The following is a 22,094-nucleotide window of genomic DNA, read 5'->3' on the forward strand; positions in this document are numbered from 1 at the left end:
ATATTTCCTATTATCTTTCCGGAGCAATACTTGAAGATTGGAGGGGGATGAATTTTGAGATAAGGTTTTTTATAGGCGCAAAACTACTTTTTTGGTGAAGGCAAACACTCACTCTAAAAAGTGTGGCATATTTTTGCTCAGAAGTTTTTACGCTTAAATGAGCATAATCTTGCAGGCTAACAGAGGGATCACATGCAAAATCCCCAAAGTCATAACTCATTGTCCGTTCAGGAGTGGGAGTAGTAGTGTTGGAAGTAAAATACAATGCTTCTACTTTCATAGAAATTGAACTATTTTTGGCGATAAAGTCTTTTTGGAGATTTTGTAAGATTTTATAAAGTCCGGAAGCCTCTTGGGAAGTGATTTGTTGGGAATAATCATAAAGGGTTCTCTCTCTAATGATAGAGACTAGGGAGTAGCTAAGACGATCCAGTTTGCCTTGATTAAGAAGGGCTTTGCCTATATCTCCAACAAGGACAATCAAAAGAATCAACAAACCAAATATAATGGATGCTTCAATGCTAATAGAGCCTTGTGTTTGAGTGATAAAATTATTGAATATCGGTTTTTGTTTTTTCATTTTGTTTGTTTTTTTCATTTTTTGGGGTAGGGCGATATTGGGTATGTTCGCTGTAATAAACTACTTTAGATGTGGTATTTTCTGTATTGGGAATTACACGTAAAATCTTAAAAATAGGCCGGATTTTGTACTCCAAAGTATAGACAATGAGTTGGTTTTCTAATTCACTTCCGGTGCAATTGTTGTCTTGAAGTTCTTCAAGGGAGCGGCAAAATATAAGCGTGGGTTTGAGGGAATTTTTAACGTCTGTAAATAAAAGCAAGCTATTTTTATGTTGTTGGATATATTCTTGAAATTTTTCTTTATAACCAAGTTTGGGTTCTGTGGCAGAGGCGTATTTGCCTGCACTTGTTGTGATGTAATCAATCATGCTTAGTTGATAAATAAGCACTAGGGATTCTAAAAGCATCATGATAAGCAAGAAAAAGGGCAAAAATAAAAAAGCAAATTCAAGGGTAGCCACCCCTTCTTCTTTCTTGAGAAAAATTTTAAAGAGATTTTTTTTCATTAGAGTTGGCTTTTATTTTTTGGAGGTTGCGGAGAAATTTTCTGGGGGATTTGGATAGATTTTCTTTTTGAACAATTTCTAAAGCAGCATTTAGCTTGTCAGATTTTACAAGGGCAAGGATAAGGTTATTTAGAATTTTTGGATCTTTATACCCACGCATATAAAGGGGCATCAGATAGTTGATAGCTTCTGCATAGTTTTGTTGCAAGATTTCAATCATGCCTAGATTGGTATTGATAATCATGTCGCTTAAAAAGAGTTTTTTTGCATCAAGAAAATCTTTTTTTGCCAAATCAAATTTTTTCTCAGAGGCATAGATAATACCTCTAAGATTGTAGGCTTGGGGAATATTTTTATCTGTTTTGATAAGATCATCAAGTATGGCTAGGGCATCTTGGTATTTGTTGGTTGTTTGGAGCGTTTGTGCCCAAAGCATAGTCGCTTGCGTAGATTTTTTATCTTTTATCAAGGGTCTGAGGTAATAAAATACAGAATTATAATCTTTAGATTTGAAATAATACTGAGCAAGTTTTATCCGGGTTTGGGGGGTGTCTTTTTTTTCTAATTTTTGTTTAAACATTTTGATGAGGTCTTTATAGTTTTTGGCTGCAAGTAAAACACGTTCTCTATAGACTTCATCACCAAAAAAGTCTTGATTTTTAGAAAAACAACCTGATAGTATTAATGGCAAAATTACCGAGAATGCAAAAAATAAAATTTTCTTTTTTATTAAATTTTTCATTAAAATCCTTCCAAAACTTTCATAACCCCCGGTGCAGCAATAATAATGATGACCGGGAACATGAAAAATAAAATCAAAGGAATACTCATCTTCGCAGATAGTTTTCCAATAGCCTCTTCGGTTTTTAACAATTCAAGCTCTCGAATTTCCATTGAGAGATGCATGAGAGTTTCATAAATAGCGCTCCCATATTTGAGACTTTGTTTGAGGGTTGTACACATCATACTAATTTCAGTGCTTGGGAGTTCTTTTTGGAGATCGTCAATAGCTGTTTGCAATCCGCTAATTTCACTTTTAAGTATAATGCGATTCAAAAAAGGAGCGAATCCTTTGTTGATTTGAGAAATACTCCCTTCCAAAAATTTGATAGCCCCTTCAATGTTCATTCCTGATTGCACACAAATTGCCAATAAATCCACAAACATGGGAATATTTTTGCTAATCTTTTGTATTCTGGATTCGACAATGAATTTTTGCAGATAAGAAGGTAGCAAAAAGCTTATGAGTATGGAAAAAATACCTATGATTCCAAGAAATGCTTGGGAAATTTGGAGTGAAAAAATAAGATTAATAAAATAAAAAAATATAAATACTCCAAATGCGCACAAGATTTTGAGAATAATATTTTCATCATAAAGGCGAATATTTTTTAAGAGAGTGTCTGATTTTTCAAGAATTTCTTGGGCTTTGTCTTTTTGAGAAGTTTTGATAAAAATATCATTTTGTTGGTTTGTTTCTTCAAGTAAATGAGTTAATTTTTTAATTTTTGAGTTTTTGATTGTCGAAGAAATGAGGATAAAAAATCCAAAGATCAAAGAAAATAAATAAAATGTATTCATGATAATTTCCTCATCAAAAATAAAATAATTCCCATGCCAATCCCCTCACTGATTAGAAAATAATAAAGAATATATCTTCCTTGCGGGTCGTGCATAATATAGTCAAAATTATCCGGACTGATGAATTTCATTAAAATCAAAAAAGCAAAAGGGATAGCTGCTGTAATCTTTGAACTCATCCGCACTTCTGAGGTCATGGCATTTTTCTTTTTTTCCATTGACTTGGCTTTTGTGGTGGCTGTAGATAATCTTGAGAGAACTTCTTTGATCCTTGCCCCGCTTTTGATACTTACTAAAAGGGAAGTAAGGAAAAAATAATAATTTTCAAAAGGGAGTCTTTGATAGGATTGCCCGAAAACTTTGGTAGGATCATCGCCCATATTAAGACTGCGGACGATAATTTTGAACTCATTTGCCAAAATCCCCTCCATGCTACCGGCGCAATCTTGCAAGGCTTGGGTGATATTATTCCCTGAAGAAATAGCTCCTGAGATAACAATAAGGGCTTGAGGGAAATTTTTTTCAAATTCATTTTTGATGGCTCTCATATACAAAACATTAGCCAAATAAGCGCCAAAAAATATAGCTATTAAAATAACTAAAAAAATATTAAATTGTAAAAAAATCCGGTTTAATCCCACCAATATAAGCATGGAAATAAACGTTGTTAAGAATCCTTTAAGAATAATGCCTTTTTGAGGATCATAGACGTTGCGAAAATGCCAAATCAATTTCTGCATAAGGATTTGGAATAAAGAGGCTTTTTGTTCTTTGTCTTTGAGATTTGGATAAGAAATATCAATGAGTTCCATAAATTTTTGAGTATTTTTGAGTATCCAAATTGAATAAATAGAGTAGATAAGAAAAATTGTTCCACTAAGGATTGTAAAAATAAAAAATATTATCATCAAATCCCCTCCTGCGCTTCACGGATTATTTTTTCCAAAAGCGGATAAATATCAAACATCATTGCATTTTTTTCCAAAATGGAATTTTTGGGTAAGCCCTTAAAAACATAGTGTCCTTGTATTTTTCCTTGTTGGTCTCGCTTAGGATTGATTTGAAAATCAAAAATATCATGAAGTTTGATTTGAGTATTTTCTATGCCTGTAAGTTCTGATATTTTGATTACTTTTCTACTCCCATCATTAAGACGAGCGATTTGGACAATGATATTAATGGCTGAAGCAATGTTGTGTCTAATGGCTTCAATAGGGAGGTTAAAACCTGCCATCATCACAAGATTTTCTAGTCTGGACATCGCATCAAAAGGGCTATTGGCATGCAATGTGGTCATAGATCCATCATGCCCTGTATTCATAGCTTGAAGCATTTCAAAGGCTTCTCCTCCGCGACATTCCCCAACAATAATTCGATCCGGACGCATTCTCAGGGCATTGATAACTAGCATACGCATGCTGACTTGCCCGCTATTTTCTACTCCTGCCATTCTTGTCTCCATTCTGACTATGTGAGGTTGTTGGAGTTTGAGTTCGGCAGCATCTTCTAAAGTGATGATCCTCTCATCATCAGAAATATGATGAGAGAGGGCATTAAGGAGTGTTGTTTTGCCCGAACCGGTGCCCCCTGAGACAATTATATTGCACCGAGATTTTGAAGCGATTGCTAGAGTACTTGCAATATGAGAACTCATGGAGCCATATTTGGCAAGCTCTTGAAGTGTTTTGGAAGTTTTGTTGAATTTACGGATAGAAATAGAAGTGCCATCAAGTGCTATGGGATTGATGACTACATTAAGACGACTGCCATCAGGGAGTCTGGCATCTACTAAAGGTTGGGCATCATCAATTCTTCTACCCATTTTGGCTACCAGTCTTTTAGCAATATCAGTGAGTTGATTGTTATCAATAAAATGTCGAGTTGTTTTTTCCAGTTTTCCATTTTTTTCAATGTAGATATTATCTGCGCCATTAACCAGAATATCGCTGACTTCCTCATCTTCCATAAGAATTCTCAAAGGTCCTAACCCCATAATCTCATCAGCAATAATTTCTCCCATCATTTGGAGTTCGTATTTAGAAAGATATTTTTTGTTTTGTGTGGCAACTTTTTGGATAACTTTTAAAATCTCTTTTAAAAATATATGGTGGTTATCCATAAGTTGTTCGATTTTTTCAATATCAATTTCTGCGAATACTTTTTCACGAATGAAAAGAACAGAAGCGTTTTGTTTTTCTCTGGCAACCATGCTTAAATCCATTTTCGTTTCCTTTTAGATATTGTCCCTGTTAATTTATCAACCAAGAGTTCTAAGGCTTTGTTGGTTTTTCCTTTGGGGATTGTGGTTGGTGCGCTTTTGTCTATAGGTTGATAAGGGATAACAGAGTCAATAGATGCCCCAATAATTTCTTCTAAATCAGAGATACAAAGAGTAGATTTTATATGGGGTATTCCCTGATTGACACAAATATAAATCTTTTTTGCTCCCTGATTGACACTCAATAAAAATTCATTAATACGCAATGTTTCTTTGGCTTTTCTCAAGCAATCAAGCTCATAATTAATCAGAAGAACAACAGTGTCTGATTCATTAAGGATTGTTTCGATACTTTCTTTTTGGAGACTTTGTATGGAGTGATCATAAAGTATGAAATTAAATTTAGCATGCTTAGGGTTGTGGTAATTATAAGCATCTTCTTTGGTTTCTCTAAAGAGACAGACTTCATTGTTATGATAATATTCTTTTTCAAATATTTTTCCGGAGATGAAATCCAGATTAAAAGAACTCTCCGATCCTTGTACATTCAGGACACATGAGAGATATCTTTGGTAAATCATGCAAGCTAAATGATAGCTTATAAAGGAATTTCCAACCCCCCCTTTAGCACCTAAAATACTTATTTTGATAGATTTTTTATTTTGTATATTTTCTTCAAAACTAAAGATTTTTTCATAAATTTGATCGCTTTGAGTTTGTCTATCAAGATAGAAAATTCCTTCGGACAAAAATTCTTGAGAAATTTTGATGGAATCATTATTAGCCAGGACAATACAGGGGATATTTTTGGGAAAAATTTTTGCAATAAAGTCGCAATATTCTTGAGTATCTTTAACATTGAGCGCATCTAAAATGACCGCTTGTAAATGCCACTTAATTTCACAAGGTTGTATTTCCAGGGGATTTTTATGTAATTTTTTGGAATTATCAATCCCTTTGAGGCATAAATATTCATAAATATTGTCTAAATGTTTGAGACTTTCAGAAACAATCAGAATAAAAGTTTCTTGATTTTTGTGTGTTTTATTTTTTAAAAATGATAATTGCATATTTTTTCCTTTATTGCATAAACCCTACATTTTGAAAAAATGCTTCTATTTCTCCGCGATCGTTTTCAAACTTTTTGTAAGGGAGATTGAAAAAAGACTCTATGACATTACGAGTTTGATAAGTTGGTATAGCAATATCCCCAACAGCAGGGCGAGCTAAACTCACAGTGGCAACAATAATAAGCTCAGCCTTTGAGCGAGTGATATTGGTTTTGCGAAATAACGCTCCCAAAACAGGTATATCTCCCAAAAATGGTACAGACTTGATGTTTTCATTATCTCTTTCATCTAACAAACCTCCAATGACAAAGCTTTCGCCATCAGCTACTTGTATGACACTTTCGGCACGTCTTTTTTTGAGATTGGCTGCGCTCGCGCCATTTTTTTCGATAATACTTTGTATATTGCTAACTTCTTGAGAAATACGCACAGTAATTTTGTCGCTACTTTCTACTTTTGGTTGGATGGTGAGTGAAATTCCATAATCTTTAGCTGCTCCCGGGGAGCTGATAGGTTGTCCCCCGAATGTAACAGTATTTGTGATAGGAGTATATTGTCCTGTAACGCTAAATTCTGCATTTTCTCCACTCAAAACAGAGAGATTGGGTTGGGCTAAAATTTTGGCTATTTGCTCATCTTTGAGGGCATCTATAATAGTGGCTAGGTTTAATTGAGAAAAACCCTGATAGATTCCTTGCGCAACAAGGGGGATAATCAAAGATCCTCCATTAAAATCTAATCCTAATTTTGTAGTCATATTCTTTTCTACATCTGCAACCAAAAGCTTCACATTTACTTGTCTGGGGAGTTGGATTTGGAGTTTGTCAATCAAAGAATCTGTTTCAAACCTGGCTAAAAAATCAAGAGAATTATCTTGTTGCCCGCCGTCATTTGTAGTTCGTTGAGAAGTCCTGGCAGCAGAGGTGGCATCTTTTTCTTTTTTTCTTAATTCCAAACCCAGCGCAAGGGCTGCCATATTAAAAGCTGTGTCCCGACTGCTTTCATCTAAAACACTCCCGCTAATAATATATCCTTGTTCTCCGGGGAGACCTAATTTATCAATTTTAATAGAAGATCCGGGAATTTTATTTTCAATTAATTTAGCGATTTTTTCTAAATTTTTTGCAAAAGGATCAACAGATATTTGTAGGGACAATAAAATATCATTATTGTTTTTGCCTGTATTGCCAAAGATTTTGATATCTCCAAATCCATCATCATTAGCATAAATAATGATTTGGCGAGAGTTAATAATTTTATAATCTATCACTTTGGGATTGGATGTGAAAACTGTGGTGATGTTTGATGTTGTTTTTAATATTCTGGAATCACCTTTTTTCATTACTATTTCATTGGCTTGCAAAATACTAAGACACCCTATTATGATGAAATAAAAACTAAAAAGAATCATTTTTCGCATCGATGCCTCCTTTAAGTTCTTTGATAAAATCTTTTGTTAAAACATCATCTGTTGCAAGAAAATTTTGTGATTTTTGACTTGTTTGACTTGAAGGAAGAATAAAAAAATACCCCAGATCTTCTATTGTATAAACTTTTTTAATATCTTCTTGGGAGAGTTCAGCGTAAAGGTGCGCCATTATTTGTGGAGTCTTTTGAAGGTTTTGAAGATCTGATTTTTCTTGAGAAGACTTTTTTTCTAAAAATAACACGCGTTTATGAGGAAAGACAAGCACAAGATTGGTGCTGTTTGCATTTTCTTGAGATGAGTATTGTTGGTTTTGAGATTGCTTAGGGAGAACAGGAATATTTTTTGGATTTTTAGTTTCATATTTGAAATAAATATCTACAAATTCATTTGGTTTAAGCTTTTGTAACACAACATATTCTCTTTGGTTTAAATCAAAACCAAAAGAAAATAAACTTTTTCTTGGAGAGGCTTTTAGTTGATCATATTCTTTGCTGCCGGGGCGAGCAATATCTGAATAAGTAATTATTTCCCCTTTGGGAATGTCTCTAAGCAAGATAGAATCCAAAATAAAATCTTTATTTTTATCTACAATTTTATCTCCCCATATTTTATCTTCCTTATCTTCAATAGTTTGTGTAGCTATGTCTGTGGGGTTGATAATTTCTCCTGCATGGAGATTTTTTGTAGCGCTTAAGAGACTGAAAGTTTGTTTAGAAGGCTCAATGTTATCTTGCTTGGTACTATTTGAAGATTCTCCTTGAGTGATGAAGAGACCCAATACAGATACCAATAAAATCATAATGGATATGAGAATCATTATTTTTCTATTCATAAAAAAACCTTAGTTTAAATTTTTTGAATCATTTTCGGTAAAAAGAGCAACAAAAAGCTGCTCATGATAGCTATTCCATAAGGGACTGTTCGATTTATCCCGAATAAATGCCATAAAATCCAGATAATAATTCCAATCCCTGCGCCTATAAGAGATGTTAAAAATAAGAATGATAAAATCAGATGGTAAGGCATTATTAAGCTTAGTATGCTTAAAAGTTTCACATCTCCTGCCCCCAGAAATCCAAAATGCCATAATAAAAATCCTATCAGAAAAATACCAAGAGATGTCCAAGTATTAATATCTAGTCCATATTGAAAAAAACATAAAATTCCTAAAATTATCACACTCAAAATTTGAATATTGCTAATTAGGCGATGAGATATATCTGTGCAAACAATCCATACAGAAACCAAAAACCATAAAATGGTTGTGATTTGCATTTATTTATTATTCCCTTGTGAATTGCTAATGCTCAATCCATCTTGAATGGAACGGAAGGATTCTTTAATTTTTGCAATCAATCCATCTTCACCCCCACTTCCTAAAACAATAAATAACATGGATGAAATAGCAACAGCAATAAGGGCATATTCGATAGCAGTAACCCCTTTTTGGCATTTATAAAAAAGCATTGTTCGAATAAATAATTTTATCTGCAAATTTTTTAAATTACTCAGTAATTTATTAAACATATTTTTTCCTTTTTAAAAGTTTATATAAGGCTGTATCGTAATGTATTTTTTCTTAATAAATAATAAAAATTCTCATTATTTTTATAATGATTGGCTATAAAATAATAAAAATTTGAGATATTAAATTAGATTAAACTATGTTTCATACGTATTTTATGGGATTATAGTATTAAGATTTCAAATAGGTTACATCTCTAATAATTTTGAAAAATATATTTGTTGAAAAGGATATTTTTTGAGATTGATATTTTTTATTATCTATTTAGACAGATAATTGTTTATAGATAAATAAATTTAATTAAATATTTAATAAGTTAATGATTTTTTATTTATTAAATATTTACTATTTATTTACTTAATTAAAAAATTTTAAGAATTTGATGGTAGATTTTGTAAATTCAGGTTATTTCTAAAGAAACTATTCCTCAAAACTTATTGATACTTGTAGTTTTGTTTTGTAAAAACTACATTTCAAAATCCTGAATAATATTTGTTGGTTAAGTCAAATGAAATATTGAATGATGTTTGTTGATAAAATTGTATGCAGATAAAAATAAAAACTGGTCGGAGTAGCGGGATTCAAACCCACGACCTCACCCACCCCAAGGGTGCGCGCTAATCAGGCTGCGCTATACTCCGGAAAATAAAGCTCATAATTATAGCCTAAAAATTGAGATTTTAATTTGCTTCTTGGTAATTAATTTTGCCCATTTGATTTAAAATTTTAATCATGAGGGAATGTTTCTTGCTTGATAAAAGCAGTTATTCTAAGGAGAGAAAATTATGGTCTTACAAAATTTAGGCAAATTCACTCTTTTGTCTTTGTTTGTTTGTTTGTTTCATGTTAGTTTATATGCAGAGAAAATAGGAGATATTGCTAATATTGTTGGGGTAAGAGATAATCAACTGATTGGCTATGGATTAGTCATCGGGCTTAATGGGACAGGGGATAAAACCAGTTCAAAATTTACCATGCAATCAATTGCTAATATGCTTGAGAGTGTGAATGTAAAAATTTCTCCTGAGGATATTAAGTCTAAGAATGTTGCTGCTGTGATGATTACAGCATCTTTGCCTTCATTTGGAAGGCAAGGGGATAAGATTGATATACAAATTTCTTCTATTGGAGATGCCAAATCTATTGAGGGAGGTATATTGGTGATGACTCCATTAAGCGCAGTAGATGGCAATATTTATGCGATTGCTCAAGGTCCTATTGCCTTAGGGAGTTCTCAAAATACGCTTTCCGGGACAATTGTTAATGGCGCAACTATAGAGCGTGAAGTAACTTATGATATTTATGATAAAACAGGAATGGCATTAAGTTTGAAAGAGTCTAATTTTCAAAATGCCATTAAAGTTCAAAATGCTATCAATAATGTTTTTGGTTCAGATATTGCTTTGGCAATTGATCCCAGAACGATTAAGATCGTCCGACCTGAGAAGCTTAGTATGATAGAATTTTTGGCTTTGGTCCAAGAGGTGAATGTAGATTATTCCAATAGAAACAAAATCATTATTAATGAAAAATCAGGCACAATTGTTGCAGGCGTAGGAATTATTGTCCATCCGGTAATGGTGAGTAGCGGGGATATTACTATAAAAATCACCAAAGAACCCCTAAATGATGAAAAAGCCCAAAAACTAGATGATGATACTACTTTTGATGCCAAAGAAAATACCCTAAGTTCAAATGGTAAATCTACGACAATTTCAAGTGTAGTAAAGGCACTCCAAAAAATGGGGGCAAGCCCTAAAAGCATGATCTCTATACTTGAAGCGCTCAAAAGAAGCGGGGCAATTAGCGCAGAAATTGAGGTGATATAAATGAAAATAGATACAAAAACTCTTTATACAAATTATCAAATAGATAAAATAACCCATCAAAATCTTAAAGGAGATGACAAAAAACTCAAGGATCAAACAAATGCTTTTGAGGCACTCATATTGAAGTTTTTTTTAGATACTTCACTCAAGCTTGATGACCCTCTTTATCCCAAACAAGCCGGAACAGAAATCTATCAATCTATGTATAAAGATGTTTTGTCTAAAGAATTAAGCGGGAGTTTTGGTTATAGTGAGTTGCTGTTTAATTTCTTAAAAGAACAACAAGTTGGCAAGTAATAAATTCGAAGATAAAAATACTCTCCGGCCGGAAGAAGTGTTAGATACTGATGAAGGCGTGATGAATAAAGAATTGCTTGAGAAGATTAATTTCCAAGACAAGCAAGAGCTTTTAACACTTTTAAATGAATTTATTTTACAAAGTTATAAAATTGAAAAAGAATTTAAGGATTATAAAGCCCTTTATGAATGGGTAATTGAAATCTTGCCTCAAGCAATTTGGGTTATCAATAATAATGAGAGCTTTTTTTATAAAAATACATTGGCTAATCAAATGGAACAAGTTTTTCAAGAAGCCAAGAAAATAAGCTTTAGCGGAGAGGTAGAAAGCGAAGAAAAGACATTTTTATTTCAAAATAATGCTATTTTGAATAAGCAAATTATTACAGCTACAGATATTACTTTACAAAAAAGGCAAGAACGCCTGGCTTCTATGGGGCAAGTATCCGCCCATCTTGCCCATGAAATCAGGAATCCCATAGGATCTATTTCTCTTTTGGCATCTACATTGCTTAAACGAGTTGATAATGCTTCCAAACCAATTGTGTTTGAGATACAAAAATCTCTTTGGAGAGTAGAGCGTATTATCCGCGCTACTTTGTTGTTTTCTAAGGGTGTTAATATCCATAAATCCAAACATCATTTATCAGAATTAAAAAATGACCTTGAAGAACTCATAGAGCAATATACCTATTGCAAATCTATAGAATTTTTATTTGATTTTGAGGATAAATGGGGATTTTTTGATTTAGATTTGATGGGGATTGTGCTTCAAAATTTTGTTTATAACGCTATTGATGCTATTGAAGATGGGGAAGTCTCAAAGGGTGAAATTGAAATCAAAGCTAAAATTTTAAATGATGAAATTATTTTTTATATTCAAGATAATGGCAAAAGTATAGAAAATAAAAATTTACTTTTTGAGCCTTTCAAAACAACCAAACTTAAAGGCAATGGTCTTGGGCTTGCTTTATCATTACAAATAGTCGAAGCCCATAACGGGAGCATCAAACTTTTAGAAAGCAAGAATAAGGTATTTGAAATTAAAATTCCAAATTTAGTTTAGGTTAGATTTTGATTTACTCTGTTGCTATATGATGGACAATATTATCTAAGGATAAAATTTTTCCATTAAAAAGGATACCAAAATGAAAACCGTTCAATTACTCAAACAACTTCAGGCAGATTCTATTGTGCTCTTTATGAAAATTCATAATTTTCATTGGAATGTGAGGGGTTCAGATTTTTACCACACTCACAAAGCAACAGAAGAGATTTATGAAAAATTTGCTGATATGTTTGATGATCTTGCAGAGAGAATTGTCCAACTGGGCGATAAGCCGGTTACTACGCTTACAGAAGCTTTAAAAATTGCCCAAGTCAAAGAAGAAGCGCGAAGTGATTTTAAATCAAGTGATGTTTTTAAGGGTATTTTGGCTGATTATGAATATCTTGAAAAAGAATTTAAAAAACTTTCTGAACTTGCAGACAAAGATAATGACAAAGTAACAGCTGCTTATGCCGATGAGCAAAGCGCTCAATTACAAAAATCTATTTGGATGCTAAAAGCACATTTAGGTTAATTTATATGGGGGTTTTCCCCTATTTTTTCTTTTATTTATTTCTTCTTGATGATATTATAAAGTTATTAAATTTTTAAAAAATATATTATAATTACCAAAAATTTAAAAAACTTAAGGATTCTTATCGTCAAGAATATATTTACTACACTTACATTATGTTTGTTTTTTATTGTTGGTTGCGCAAGTGCGCCAAAATATATCAATAACTCAAAAAATTACACCTCAATTGGCATTGATTATCATGATATACAAGAGGTAGTCGATAAAAATGCAAAATCTTTACTCAAATCAAGATCTGTGCAGAAAATCCCGGAAGATAAGAGAATTTTGGCTATATCCGATATTATCAATGACACAAAAGACGATATTGATGTAGAACTCCTAAGCCGCAAACTGGCAACAAAAATCCGCAATGATGGTTTTATCCTGAGCGCGGCAATTTCAGGGAATGCTTTGAGTACTGATGAGATATTAAAAAGCACAAGAAACATAAGAAATAATGAAGAATTCAATCAAAAAACTATTGTCAATAAAGGAAATCTTATTGCCCCAAACTACTCACTTTCAGGTAAAATCATTCAACGCAGCAGAAATGTAGGTAAAAAAGAAAGGCTTGATTATTACTTTTTGCTTACACTTACAGATATTGCTACAGGTTTGGTTGTATGGGATAATGAAACGATTATATCAAAGGTAATTGACAAAAAAGAATTAGATCAATACGCAAATAACCCTCCTTCAAAAAGCCCTAAAACTTCAAATAAAGCTAAAGGTTTTTTCTCAAACTATCTTGTGATTGGTCTGGAGACTAGGTTAGTTAATTATGGAGGCATCAAAATCCCTTCTATTTCTTTAAAACCCTATGGTTATGGTAATTATATTGAGGGAGTTCCGGAAGGTTTAGATGATTCTAGCCGGCTAAGCCTTGATGTGAAACTTGGATACATGCTAAGTCTGAATGAATCGCTAGCCTTTCAATTCAATGCTTTGTATAGTTACTCAAGCTTAATAACAAAAAAGATTGATGTTTCTTATTACAGTTCTTGGAGGGATTCATACAAATTCAAAGACATAGGTCTTTGTATGGATTGTTCTGCTACTGCCGGAAGTCATAAGTTAGGCGGAGAATTACTACTCTTGGTTGAGCGTGGGATTACAAAGGGATTTTATGTGAGCGGAGGGTTATTAGCAGATATTTATTCTAACCTAAGGTTTGATATTCATGGCATTCATATTGAGCAAAAATTTAATAGTTTTTATCCGTTTGTTTCTCTTGGTTGGACATATTTTTATGACAAATTTGGAATCAATATTGGAACAAAATATGAATGGAGCGTAGATGATGAAAATTATTTTTCTCAAGGTTGGTCATTGCTAACATTAGGCTTGTTTTTAAAATTATAAAATCTCTAAAATTTGCTTTTACTTCATAGCCGTAGCGATTGATTTAGTAATATGTTATCACTTTTATTGTGTTATAATAATCTAATAAGCTTAAATAGGGTGTGCTAATGATAAGAATATTCAATACGGCTGATTTGGATTTTGAGGAGCAATTTAAGATCTTACTCAATAGAGGCAAGCTTGATATAAGAAATGTTACTCAAAAAGTTCAAGGATTGCTTGATGAGGTATCTGAAAATGGTTTAAAAGCCATCTTGGAACATATTAGAAAGTTTGATGGCTGGAATCCTCAAACTATACAAGATATTCAAATATCTCCAAAAATCTCTCAACAAGCTTATGAAAATCTGGATAAAGCAACCAAACAAGCTTTGCATACTGCTTATGACAGAATTTATGCTTTCCACTTAAAACAAAAATCCAAAACTTGGCTGGATTTTGAAGAAAATGGCACTATTTTGGGGCAAAAAATTACTCCCATGGACAGAGCGGGGCTTTATATACCCGGTGGCAAGGCAGCTTATCCAAGCTCTTTATTGATGAATGCTATTCCTGCAATAGTTGCCGGTGTCAAAGAGATTGTCATCTCTACTCCAACTCCCCATAACCAACCCAATGAACTTCTACTGGCAGCAGCGCATTTATGCAAAATCCAAGAAATTTACAAGGTTGGTGGGGCAAGCGGGATTGCAATGATGGCTTATGGAATAGAAGGGATTAAAAAAGTTGATGTAATTACAGGACCGGGAAATATTTTTGTCGCTACTGCAAAAAAGCTTGTTTTTGGAGAAGTCTCCATTGATATGATTGCCGGACCTAGTGAGATTGGAATTATTGCTGATGCATTTAGCAATCCAAGCTACATTGCTCATGATTTGCTTTCTCAAGCTGAGCATGATGAGATGGCAAGCTCAATTTTGCTGACAACAAGCCACAAAATAGCCCAAGAAACAATTCATTATTTGTATGCTATTCTTCCTAAGCTGGGGCGTGAAAAAATTGCCAAAGCAAGCATTGAAAATCGCGGAGTAATTATTGTTGCTAAGGATTTAAAAGAATGTATCGCTTTGAGCAATACATTTGCTTTTGAGCATTTGGAGATTTTGACGCAAAATCCTTTAGAAATACTGCCCCAAATCAAGCATGCAGGGGCAATATTTTTGGGTGAGAATACTCCTGAACCCATAGGAGATTATCTTGCAGGACCTAATCACACATTACCAACCGGTGGGGGCGCGAGATTTTTTTCTCCCTTGGGGGTTGAGCATTTTATGAAAAAAAGTTCTATTATTAGTTTTTCAAAACAAGCAATGATGGAATTAGGTAAAGAGTGTGCTATATTGGCACATATAGAAGGATTAGATGCCCATAAAGAAGCAGTTTTAGCTAGAATAAAGGAGTGATGATGTGGGAAGAATTTGATGAATTGGAAGTTTTGGAAGGTGATCCTATCCAAAAGTGGAAAGATGTGGTTTTTAATGCAAGTAGAAAATTATCGGCTGATGAATTAGAAAAAATTCTTGAAATGCAAGCAATCTATGAAATTATTTTTGAAGAGCATGGGTTGGAGGGTAAATTAAGAGAATTTTATATCAGGCTTAAAGAAGATACCCTATTAGAGCAAAAACTAAAGCATCATAAAAATAATATCGCTATTGAATCTATGGCTAAAATCTTAAGTGAAAATGAATAGATTTTTATTTTTATTTATTTTAAGTGTTTTTGTTTTGGCAAAAGAGCCTACTTGGACAATGAATAAAGATATTTATCTCAAAAAAGATGAACTTTATGAAGGTAGTATCTATCAAAATCAACTTCAAAAACCTCTTTCTTTGAGATGGACATTGTATAAAAATCATGGACTTGTGGTTTATCTCAATTACGATAAGTTTCCTTATCAGTTTATTTTGTATCAAGATTATCAAAGAGATACCTTTAAGCTTGAATTATTTAAAGGAGACTCCCATCTTGGGAACGCTTATTTATTTATTTCGTTTAAAGATTATAATCAAAAGACAAATCAAGCTTTGTTGTGGTTGGGAATATCAGGGGATGCTCAATTTTTGCAAAAAAATTAGAGGGAAAGAATGTTAGAAAAAATTCGAGAAAAAATACAAAGCTTTATTGATGAACTCCATCATCCGGACATCAGTCATCTTGCTTCCAAAATAACTTCAGGCAAGATGTTAAGAAGCAAGCTTGTTTTAGCTATTTGCCCCAGTCATCATGCTTTGATTGATTTATGCGCTATTATTGAGATGATTCAAAGTGCTTCTTTGCTTCATGATGATGTTATTGATGCTTCCGATATACGCAGAGGAAACCCTTCAGTGAATGCGATTTTTGGGAATAAAAACTCAATCATGTTGGGAGATGTTTTTTATGCTAAAGCATTTTTTGAACTCACAAAATTAGACATTAGGATTGCCCAAAGTATTTCTAATGCTGTTATTGAGCTTTCAAGAGGAGAAATTAGTGATGTTTTTATGGCAGAAAGTTTCAACACAGATAAAGCAAAATATTTTCAAATGCTCCAAGATAAAACAGCATCTTTGATTGCTGCTAGTGCTGAATGTGGCGCTATTTTAGCAGGATTAGACAGTCAAAAATATAAAGAATATGGGAAAAATTTAGGGATTGCATTTCAAATTGTTGATGATTTATTAGATATTACTCAAGAAGCTTGTAAGCTTGGCAAACCTGCAATGAGTGATTTCAAAGAAGGCAAAACAACGCTTCCTTATATTTATTTGTATGAAGTCCTTCCATTAAGCGAAAGAAAAATTCTTATTTCTTATTTTAAAAAAGATAAAATAGAGGCTTATAAATGGTTAAAAGAATATTTTGATAAATATCATATTATTCCTCTTGTGGTTGCAGAAGCTAGAAAATATGGGGATTTGGCTATTGCTTCTATCAAAAATGAAAATAATCATTTGCTTGAAGAAGTAGTTAAAACAATGATATATAGGGAGTTTTAATGGATAACGAAAGTGGCTATTTAGCTATTAGTTTTTCACATAAAAATACGCAAATACAAATGAGAGAAAAACTAGCTTTTAATTCTGCTGAGAGCACTAAAAGTTTTTTGCAAACAATAAAAACTCAAAATACTCATACCCAAGAAATAATTTTACTCTCTACTTGCAATCGTGTTGAAATCTATATCTATACTCTCCATCCTCAAAATACAAAAGATTTTGTAATTTCCTTGCTTGCACAGATAAAAAATATTGATTTGCCCACTTTGGAGACAATAGCAGATGTTTATGTCAATCAAGGAGCTGTACATCATATTTTTTGTGTTGCAAGCAGTTTAGATAGTATTGTTGTGGGAGAGACACAAATTGGAGGACAACTTAAAAGTGCCTATAAATTTTGTTTTGATAATAATTTTTGTGGCAAAAATTTAACAAGATTAGTTCATTTTGCGTTTCGATGCGCTGCGGAAGTGCGAAATTCTACTCAAATTTCTCAAAATGCCATTTCTGTTGCTTCTGTAGCGGTTAAAGAGGCAAATACTCTTTTTGAACAACATGGGATTGAATGTAAAATTGCTATTGTAGTTGGTGTGGGTGAAATGGGGATCCTAACAAGCAAACATTTGCTGCATTGCGGGTATAAGATTTTGTTGTTAAATCGCAACAAACAAAAAGCTGTTACATTGGCAAACGAGCTTAATAGCGAATATGGAGAAATGGTAGAGGTAAGGAATTTTTCTGAATTATCTACGTTAATCAATCAACATATTCTTTTGTTTTCTGCGACATCTGCGCCTTATCCTATTATCCATCAGCCCATGGTAGAGCTTACAGATTTTAAGAGATTTTGGTTTGATTTGGCAGTTCCTAGGGATATTCAAAAGCCAAATATAGATAATATCGTTTTATTTGGGGTTGATGATTTGCAAGAGGTTGTGTGCCAAAATCTTGCCAGCAGAAGGAAAAACACCACAAAAGCTTATGAAATTGTAGGGACTTATACATTAGAGTTTTTTAGATGGCTTCAAACTCTAGGCGTAGAGCCTCTGATTAAAAAGATTCGAGAATTCGCTAAAGAAGCCTCTTTGAAAGAACTTGATCGTGCTATAAAGAAGGGTTTTTTGCCCCAAGAATATGAAGATAGTGTGGCAAAAATTCTCCATAATGCTTTTAATGTTTTTTTGCATAAGCCTACTATTAATATTAAGAAATTTGCAGACAAAGAAGATGCAGATCCAATCATTGAGGCAATCAAAGCAGTCTTTGATATTGATGATGTGATGCTTATCAATCGTTATAAGTGTGAATATGATACGACTTTAAATTAAGAAAGGAAATTTATGTTATTTTCTAAGATGTTTATCCCTACAACGAAAGAAACCCCTAAAGATGCCCTTTTGAAAAGTCATCAGTTTTTGATACGTGGGGGTTATATTCACCAAATTGGTAGCGGGATTTATAATTTTTTACCACTTGGAAAAAAGGTTTTAGATAAAATCACACAAATTATTAGATACGAACTTAATCAATCGGGCGCTCAAGAGATTTTAATGGGTTTTGTTGTACCTGCAGAACTTTGGAAAGAGAGTGGGCGATATGAAAAATATGGCAAAGAACTTCTAAGATTCCAAGATAGAAAAGAAAATGAGTTTGTTTTGGGACCTACTCATGAGGAGAGTGTAGTAGAAATTGCTAAGGCTTATATTAAAAGTTACAAACAACTCCCTGTTAATCTCTATCAAATTCATACTAAATTTCGCGATGAACTTAGACCCAGATTTGGGTTAATGAGGGGTAGAGAATTTATCATGAAAGATGCCTATAGTTTTCACTCAGACAGACAAGATTTAGATAGAGAATTTGATTTGATGGAACAAACTTATAAAAAAATATTTCAAACCCTAAAACTTGATTTTAGAATTGTAGATGCTGATAGCGGGGCTATTGGAGGGAGTGGGAGTAAAGAATTCATGGTATTAGCTGAATGTGGAGAAGATACAATTGCTGTGTGTAATCATTGTGATTATGCTTCTAATATTGAGGCTGCTATTCGTGCTAAACGTCATGAACCCCAAGATTTTCCAAAAGCTGTTTTTGCAAAATTCCATACCCCAAAAATCAATACTATCCAAAAACTTTCTGAATTTTTTAAGACAGATCCATTCTGGACTCTAAAAGTCGTCATAAGGAAAGCCATATTTGATAGTACTTCTAATAAGCCTGATGAGTTGGTTTATTTTTTCTTGCGTGGAGATGATGAGTTAGAAATTACCAAAGCTTTGAATGCTATTAATAAGATTGGCGCTAATGCTTTAGAACTTACAGATGCAAGTGTTGAAGAAATTGTAGCTGTAGGATTGAAACCGGGCTTTATTGGACCTTATGCTTTGAGAAATATCACCAATGCCAATTATATTATTTTTGATATTGATTTAAAAGAGGAGCAGAATTTGATTTGTCCGGCCAATGAAGAGGATTATCATTTTGTTGGCGTAGATTTGGGTTTGTTTGAAGGCTTGGTTTATGAAGATATCACAAAAGTCAAAGAAGGGGATAAATGTGCATATTGTGGGGGTGAGCTTAGTTATAAAAAAGGGATAGAAGTAGGGCATATTTTTAAATTAGGGCAGAAATATTCCAGAGCATTAGGGGCTAATTTTCTTGATAAAGATGGTAAAAATATTCCCTTAGAAATGGGGTGTTATGGGATTGGGGTTACTCGTTTGCTTCCGGCTATTTTAGAGCAAAAAAGTGATCTCAAAGGTTGTATTTGGACAAAACCAAGCGCACCTTTTGATATAAGTATTATCATTTCTAATACAAAAGATGAAGAACAAGTCTTCTATGCCCAAGAGGTTTATAGAGATTTGTTATCCGATCATATAGATGTTTTGTTAGACGATAGGGATTTGAGATTTGGCATAAAAATGGCAGATTTTGAGCTCATAGGTTCTACTTATGCCCTTATTATTGGAAAAAGTCTCCAAGAGGGCAAAGTTGAACTTATCAATAGAGAAAACTTGGAAAAAAAAGAATTAGAATGTAAAAATTTATCTATACAACTCGTTGAAATTTTAAAACGAGATTGATATGCCCTTTTTATATTTTGTAGGCATATTGTATTTGATATTTGAATTTCTAGGGATTGGTTTTTTTGTCAAAGAATGGGGGATATGGCTGTTTTTATTAGAAGTGATTATAAGTGGTTTTACAGGTATTTTGATTTTGGCTAACATGAATATTTCTAGCGATCTTTATGGGCTTTTGAAAGGTAAAATTACATCAGGATCTTTAATTGGAGGTAATATCGCTCGTTTTATCGGGGCTATATTTTTGATACTACCCGGAATTTTGAGTGATATTTTTGGAATTATTTTAGAAATCATCGCGTTTTTTATGTTACGTTATGGTTTTTTGGGCAAAACATCTCATTTTTCACAATCTTGCGACCCAAAGACTCAAGATGATGAAGTTATTGATGTAGAGATCATTGATGATATAAAAAATCATTAAAGGAGAAAAAGTGGGAAAGCTGGTTATAGGAACGAGAGGAAGTGTATTGGCTTTGTGGCAGGCTAAATATATTCAAAGTAGGCTGGAGAAAGAATTGGGGATTTTAAGTGAGCTTCAAATTGTGAAGACAAAAGGAGATAAAATTTTAGACGTCCCTTTGGCAAAAATTGGAGGCAAGGGATTATTTACTAAAGAGTTAGAAGAGTTGCTTTTAGAGGGAAAAATTGATTTGGCTGTTCATTCCCTCAAAGATGTGCCTGTTGATTTTGTATCCGGATTAGGGCTTGCTTGTATTACTCAACGTGAGGATATAAGAGATTGTTTTTTGAGTCAAAAATATAAAGAATTCAGAGATTTGCCAAAAGGTGCGAAAGTAGGGACAACTTCTTTGAGACGATCCATGCAGCTTAAGGCGTTAAGATTTGATTTGGATACACAAAGTCTGCGAGGCAATGTGCAAACAAGACTCAAAAAACTTCAAGATGGTGAATTTGATGCCATTATTTTGGCAAAAGCAGGCGTTAATCGCTTGGGAATAGATTCTCATCAGATAACCTATATTACTCCCTTATCACAAGAGATGATGATACCGGCGATGGGGCAGGGAGCTTTGGGTGTAGAAATGAGAGAGGATCATCAAAAGTTTGCATTGTTAAAAAAACTTAATGATGAGCCTACAAGTATATGTTGTAATGCTGAGCGTTTATTTGTGAAGATTTTAGAAGGAGGGTGTCAAGTCCCTATAGGAGTAAATGCAAAAATCACTGATAACAAAATTTATTTGAGTGCTGTTGTAGGGCTTCCTGATGGTAGCAAAATTTTGAGGGATTGTATTGATGGGAATATTTATGAAGGGGAATATTTGGCTAATGTTTTAGCCCAAAGATTTATTCAAAATGATGCAAAAGAATTATTGCAAAAAGCACAAAAAATGATTTTCGGAGATTGATTTGAAACTTAAAGGTCTTTATGGGATTAGTGATGATCTTCTCACTCCTTCTGAAAAAATTTTTGAAATGTTATATCAGGCTATTTTGGGAGGATTAAAAATTTTTCAACTTAGGGATAAAATTCAAAGTGATACAGCCCTTCTTGAATTGGCAATAAAAATTCGTGATTTTTGTTTTCAAAATGATGTTTTGTTTGTGATAAATGATAGGGTTGAATTAGCGATTAAAATAAATGCTCCTGCCCTTCATATTGGGAGTGAGGATTGTTCTTTGTTGGAAGCTAAAAGACACTTTAAAGGCAAGATTGGCGTGTCTTGCTATGACAGATTGGATTTAGCACTCCAAGCACAAAAAAATGGAGCCAATTATGTGGCATTTGGAGCGTTTTTTGCCTCTCAAACAAAACCTGAAGCTAAAAAAATACCCTTAGATATCCTTAAAGAAGCTAAAAAAATATTAAAAATTCCTATTTGCGCTATTGGGGGGATTGATTGCCAAAATGCTATTGAACTTAAACAAGCAGATATGATAGCTGTTATTGGAGGTCTTTGGAGGGGAAATGTTCAAAAAAATGCGCAATTACTATTAAAAAATTGGCAAGAAAAATAATTCTCTTGCCAAATTAA

The 22,094-nt window shown here is 33.2% G+C and carries 24 protein-coding genes, 1 tRNA gene and 1 pseudogene; 14 read left to right on the forward strand and 12 right to left on the reverse strand.

Annotation, left to right across the window (positions count from 1 at the left end; translation table 11 throughout):
• Positions 1 to 10 precede the first annotated feature (10 nt).
• From tadF to BKH45_RS01695, 12 genes are all read right to left on the reverse strand, one after another.
• On the reverse strand, positions 11 to 580 hold the full coding sequence (gene tadF / locus BKH45_RS01640; RefSeq protein WP_180675587.1) for a tight adherence pilus pseudopilin TadF: 570 nt from the start codon (positions 578 to 580) through the stop codon (positions 11 to 13).
• Positions 552 to 1,088 carry a hypothetical protein gene (locus tag BKH45_RS01645; protein WP_095273739.1) on the reverse strand — a complete coding sequence of 179 codons (537 nt, stop codon included), beginning with the start codon at positions 1,086 to 1,088 and terminating at the stop codon, positions 552 to 554. The genes tadF and BKH45_RS01645 overlap by 29 nt, the downstream gene beginning before the upstream one ends.
• Entirely contained in the window at positions 1,069 to 1,830 is a 762-nt protein-coding gene (locus BKH45_RS01650; protein WP_095273740.1) for a CDC27 family protein, read from the reverse strand. The genes BKH45_RS01645 and BKH45_RS01650 overlap by 20 nt, the downstream gene beginning before the upstream one ends.
• On the reverse strand, positions 1,830 to 2,669 hold the full coding sequence (locus tag BKH45_RS01655; RefSeq protein WP_095273741.1) for a type II secretion system F family protein: 840 nt from the start codon (positions 2,667 to 2,669) through the stop codon (positions 1,830 to 1,832). The genes BKH45_RS01650 and BKH45_RS01655 overlap by 1 nt, the downstream gene beginning before the upstream one ends.
• Positions 2,666 to 3,577, reverse strand: coding sequence for a type II secretion system F family protein (locus BKH45_RS01660; protein WP_095273742.1), 912 nt, complete (start codon positions 3,575 to 3,577; stop codon positions 2,666 to 2,668). The genes BKH45_RS01655 and BKH45_RS01660 overlap by 4 nt, the downstream gene beginning before the upstream one ends.
• The gene (locus BKH45_RS01665) at positions 3,577 to 4,890 is read right to left on the reverse strand and encodes a CpaF family protein (protein WP_219349977.1); all 1,314 of its coding nucleotides are present in this window, start codon (positions 4,888 to 4,890) and stop codon (positions 3,577 to 3,579) included. The genes BKH45_RS01660 and BKH45_RS01665 overlap by 1 nt, the downstream gene beginning before the upstream one ends.
• Positions 4,881 to 5,957: a hypothetical protein gene (locus BKH45_RS01670; protein ID WP_095273743.1), complete on the reverse strand. Its 1,077-nt coding sequence runs from the start codon at positions 5,955 to 5,957 to the stop codon at positions 4,881 to 4,883. The genes BKH45_RS01665 and BKH45_RS01670 overlap by 10 nt, the downstream gene beginning before the upstream one ends.
• Before the next feature lie 10 nt (positions 5,958 to 5,967).
• Positions 5,968 to 7,377 (reverse strand): pilus assembly protein N-terminal domain-containing protein, encoded by a 1,410-nt coding sequence (locus tag BKH45_RS01675; RefSeq protein ID WP_095273744.1) that lies wholly within the window; start codon positions 7,375 to 7,377, stop codon positions 5,968 to 5,970.
• Positions 7,355 to 8,218 (reverse strand): SAF domain-containing protein, encoded by an 864-nt coding sequence (locus tag BKH45_RS01680; protein ID WP_095273745.1) that lies wholly within the window; start codon positions 8,216 to 8,218, stop codon positions 7,355 to 7,357. Before BKH45_RS01680 ends, BKH45_RS01675 begins: the two co-directional genes overlap by 23 nt.
• A gap of 14 nt (positions 8,219 to 8,232) precedes the next feature.
• Positions 8,233 to 8,661, reverse strand: coding sequence for a prepilin peptidase (locus tag BKH45_RS01685; RefSeq protein ID WP_095273746.1), 429 nt, complete (start codon positions 8,659 to 8,661; stop codon positions 8,233 to 8,235).
• Positions 8,662 to 8,913, reverse strand: coding sequence for a Flp family type IVb pilin (locus BKH45_RS01690; RefSeq protein WP_095273747.1), 252 nt, complete (start codon positions 8,911 to 8,913; stop codon positions 8,662 to 8,664).
• Between the two features lie 561 nt (positions 8,914 to 9,474).
• A tRNA-Pro gene (locus BKH45_RS01695) sits at positions 9,475 to 9,552 on the reverse strand.
• A gap of 144 nt (positions 9,553 to 9,696) precedes the next feature.
• Here BKH45_RS01695 and BKH45_RS01700 point away from each other — a divergent pair.
• The 14 genes and pseudogenes from BKH45_RS01700 (at position 9,697) to thiE (ending at position 22,077) form a co-directional block, all read left to right on the forward strand.
• Positions 9,697 to 10,740, forward strand: coding sequence for a flagellar basal body P-ring protein FlgI (locus BKH45_RS01700; protein WP_095273748.1), 1,044 nt, complete (start codon positions 9,697 to 9,699; stop codon positions 10,738 to 10,740).
• Complete coding sequence (locus BKH45_RS01705) at positions 10,741 to 11,037, forward strand: hypothetical protein (protein ID WP_095273749.1); 297 nt, start codon at positions 10,741 to 10,743, stop codon at positions 11,035 to 11,037.
• 94 nt (positions 11,038 to 11,131) lie between these two features.
• A pseudogene (locus BKH45_RS01710) lies at positions 11,132 to 12,103 on the forward strand (ATP-binding protein); the annotation flags it as partial.
• A gap of 82 nt (positions 12,104 to 12,185) precedes the next feature.
• Positions 12,186 to 12,620 (forward strand): Dps family protein, encoded by a 435-nt coding sequence (locus BKH45_RS01715; protein WP_095273750.1) that lies wholly within the window; start codon positions 12,186 to 12,188, stop codon positions 12,618 to 12,620.
• A 135-nt stretch (positions 12,621 to 12,755) separates the two neighbouring features.
• Positions 12,756 to 14,024 carry a penicillin-binding protein activator LpoB gene (gene lpoB / locus BKH45_RS01720; RefSeq protein WP_143428368.1) on the forward strand — a complete coding sequence of 423 codons (1,269 nt, stop codon included), beginning with the start codon at positions 12,756 to 12,758 and terminating at the stop codon, positions 14,022 to 14,024.
• Between the two features lie 107 nt (positions 14,025 to 14,131).
• Positions 14,132 to 15,427, forward strand: a complete 1,296-nt coding sequence (gene hisD / locus BKH45_RS01725; protein WP_180675589.1) for a histidinol dehydrogenase — start codon at positions 14,132 to 14,134, stop codon at positions 15,425 to 15,427.
• A gap of 2 nt (positions 15,428 to 15,429) precedes the next feature.
• Positions 15,430 to 15,717: a DUF2018 family protein gene (locus BKH45_RS01730; protein ID WP_095273751.1), complete on the forward strand. Its 288-nt coding sequence runs from the start codon at positions 15,430 to 15,432 to the stop codon at positions 15,715 to 15,717.
• The gene (locus BKH45_RS01735) at positions 15,710 to 16,102 is read left to right on the forward strand and encodes a hypothetical protein (RefSeq protein ID WP_095273752.1); all 393 of its coding nucleotides are present in this window, start codon (positions 15,710 to 15,712) and stop codon (positions 16,100 to 16,102) included. The genes BKH45_RS01730 and BKH45_RS01735 overlap by 8 nt, the downstream gene beginning before the upstream one ends.
• Before the next feature lie 9 nt (positions 16,103 to 16,111).
• Positions 16,112 to 17,005, forward strand: coding sequence for a polyprenyl synthetase family protein (locus BKH45_RS01740; RefSeq protein ID WP_095273753.1), 894 nt, complete (start codon positions 16,112 to 16,114; stop codon positions 17,003 to 17,005).
• Positions 17,005 to 18,333: a glutamyl-tRNA reductase gene (gene hemA / locus BKH45_RS01745; protein WP_095273754.1), complete on the forward strand. Its 1,329-nt coding sequence runs from the start codon at positions 17,005 to 17,007 to the stop codon at positions 18,331 to 18,333. Before BKH45_RS01740 ends, hemA begins: the two co-directional genes overlap by 1 nt.
• 12 nt (positions 18,334 to 18,345) lie before the next feature.
• A complete protein-coding gene (proS, locus tag BKH45_RS01750; protein WP_095273755.1) occupies positions 18,346 to 20,094 on the forward strand; it encodes a proline--tRNA ligase in 1,749 nt (582 codons plus the stop codon).
• Between the two features lies 1 nt (position 20,095).
• Positions 20,096 to 20,518, forward strand: a complete 423-nt coding sequence (locus tag BKH45_RS01755) for an FxsA family protein (protein WP_095273756.1) — start codon at positions 20,096 to 20,098, stop codon at positions 20,516 to 20,518.
• Between the two features lie 10 nt (positions 20,519 to 20,528).
• Positions 20,529 to 21,467 carry a hydroxymethylbilane synthase gene (gene hemC, locus BKH45_RS01760; protein WP_095273757.1) on the forward strand — a complete coding sequence of 313 codons (939 nt, stop codon included), beginning with the start codon at positions 20,529 to 20,531 and terminating at the stop codon, positions 21,465 to 21,467.
• A 1-nt stretch (position 21,468) separates the two neighbouring features.
• Complete coding sequence (thiE, locus tag BKH45_RS01765; RefSeq protein WP_257874472.1) at positions 21,469 to 22,077, forward strand: thiamine phosphate synthase; 609 nt, start codon at positions 21,469 to 21,471, stop codon at positions 22,075 to 22,077.
• Positions 22,078 to 22,094 lie beyond the last annotated feature (17 nt).

The organism is Helicobacter sp. 11S03491-1 (assembly GCF_002272835.1).
In the GTDB taxonomy this organism is placed as follows: domain Bacteria; phylum Campylobacterota; class Campylobacteria; order Campylobacterales; family Helicobacteraceae; genus Helicobacter_J.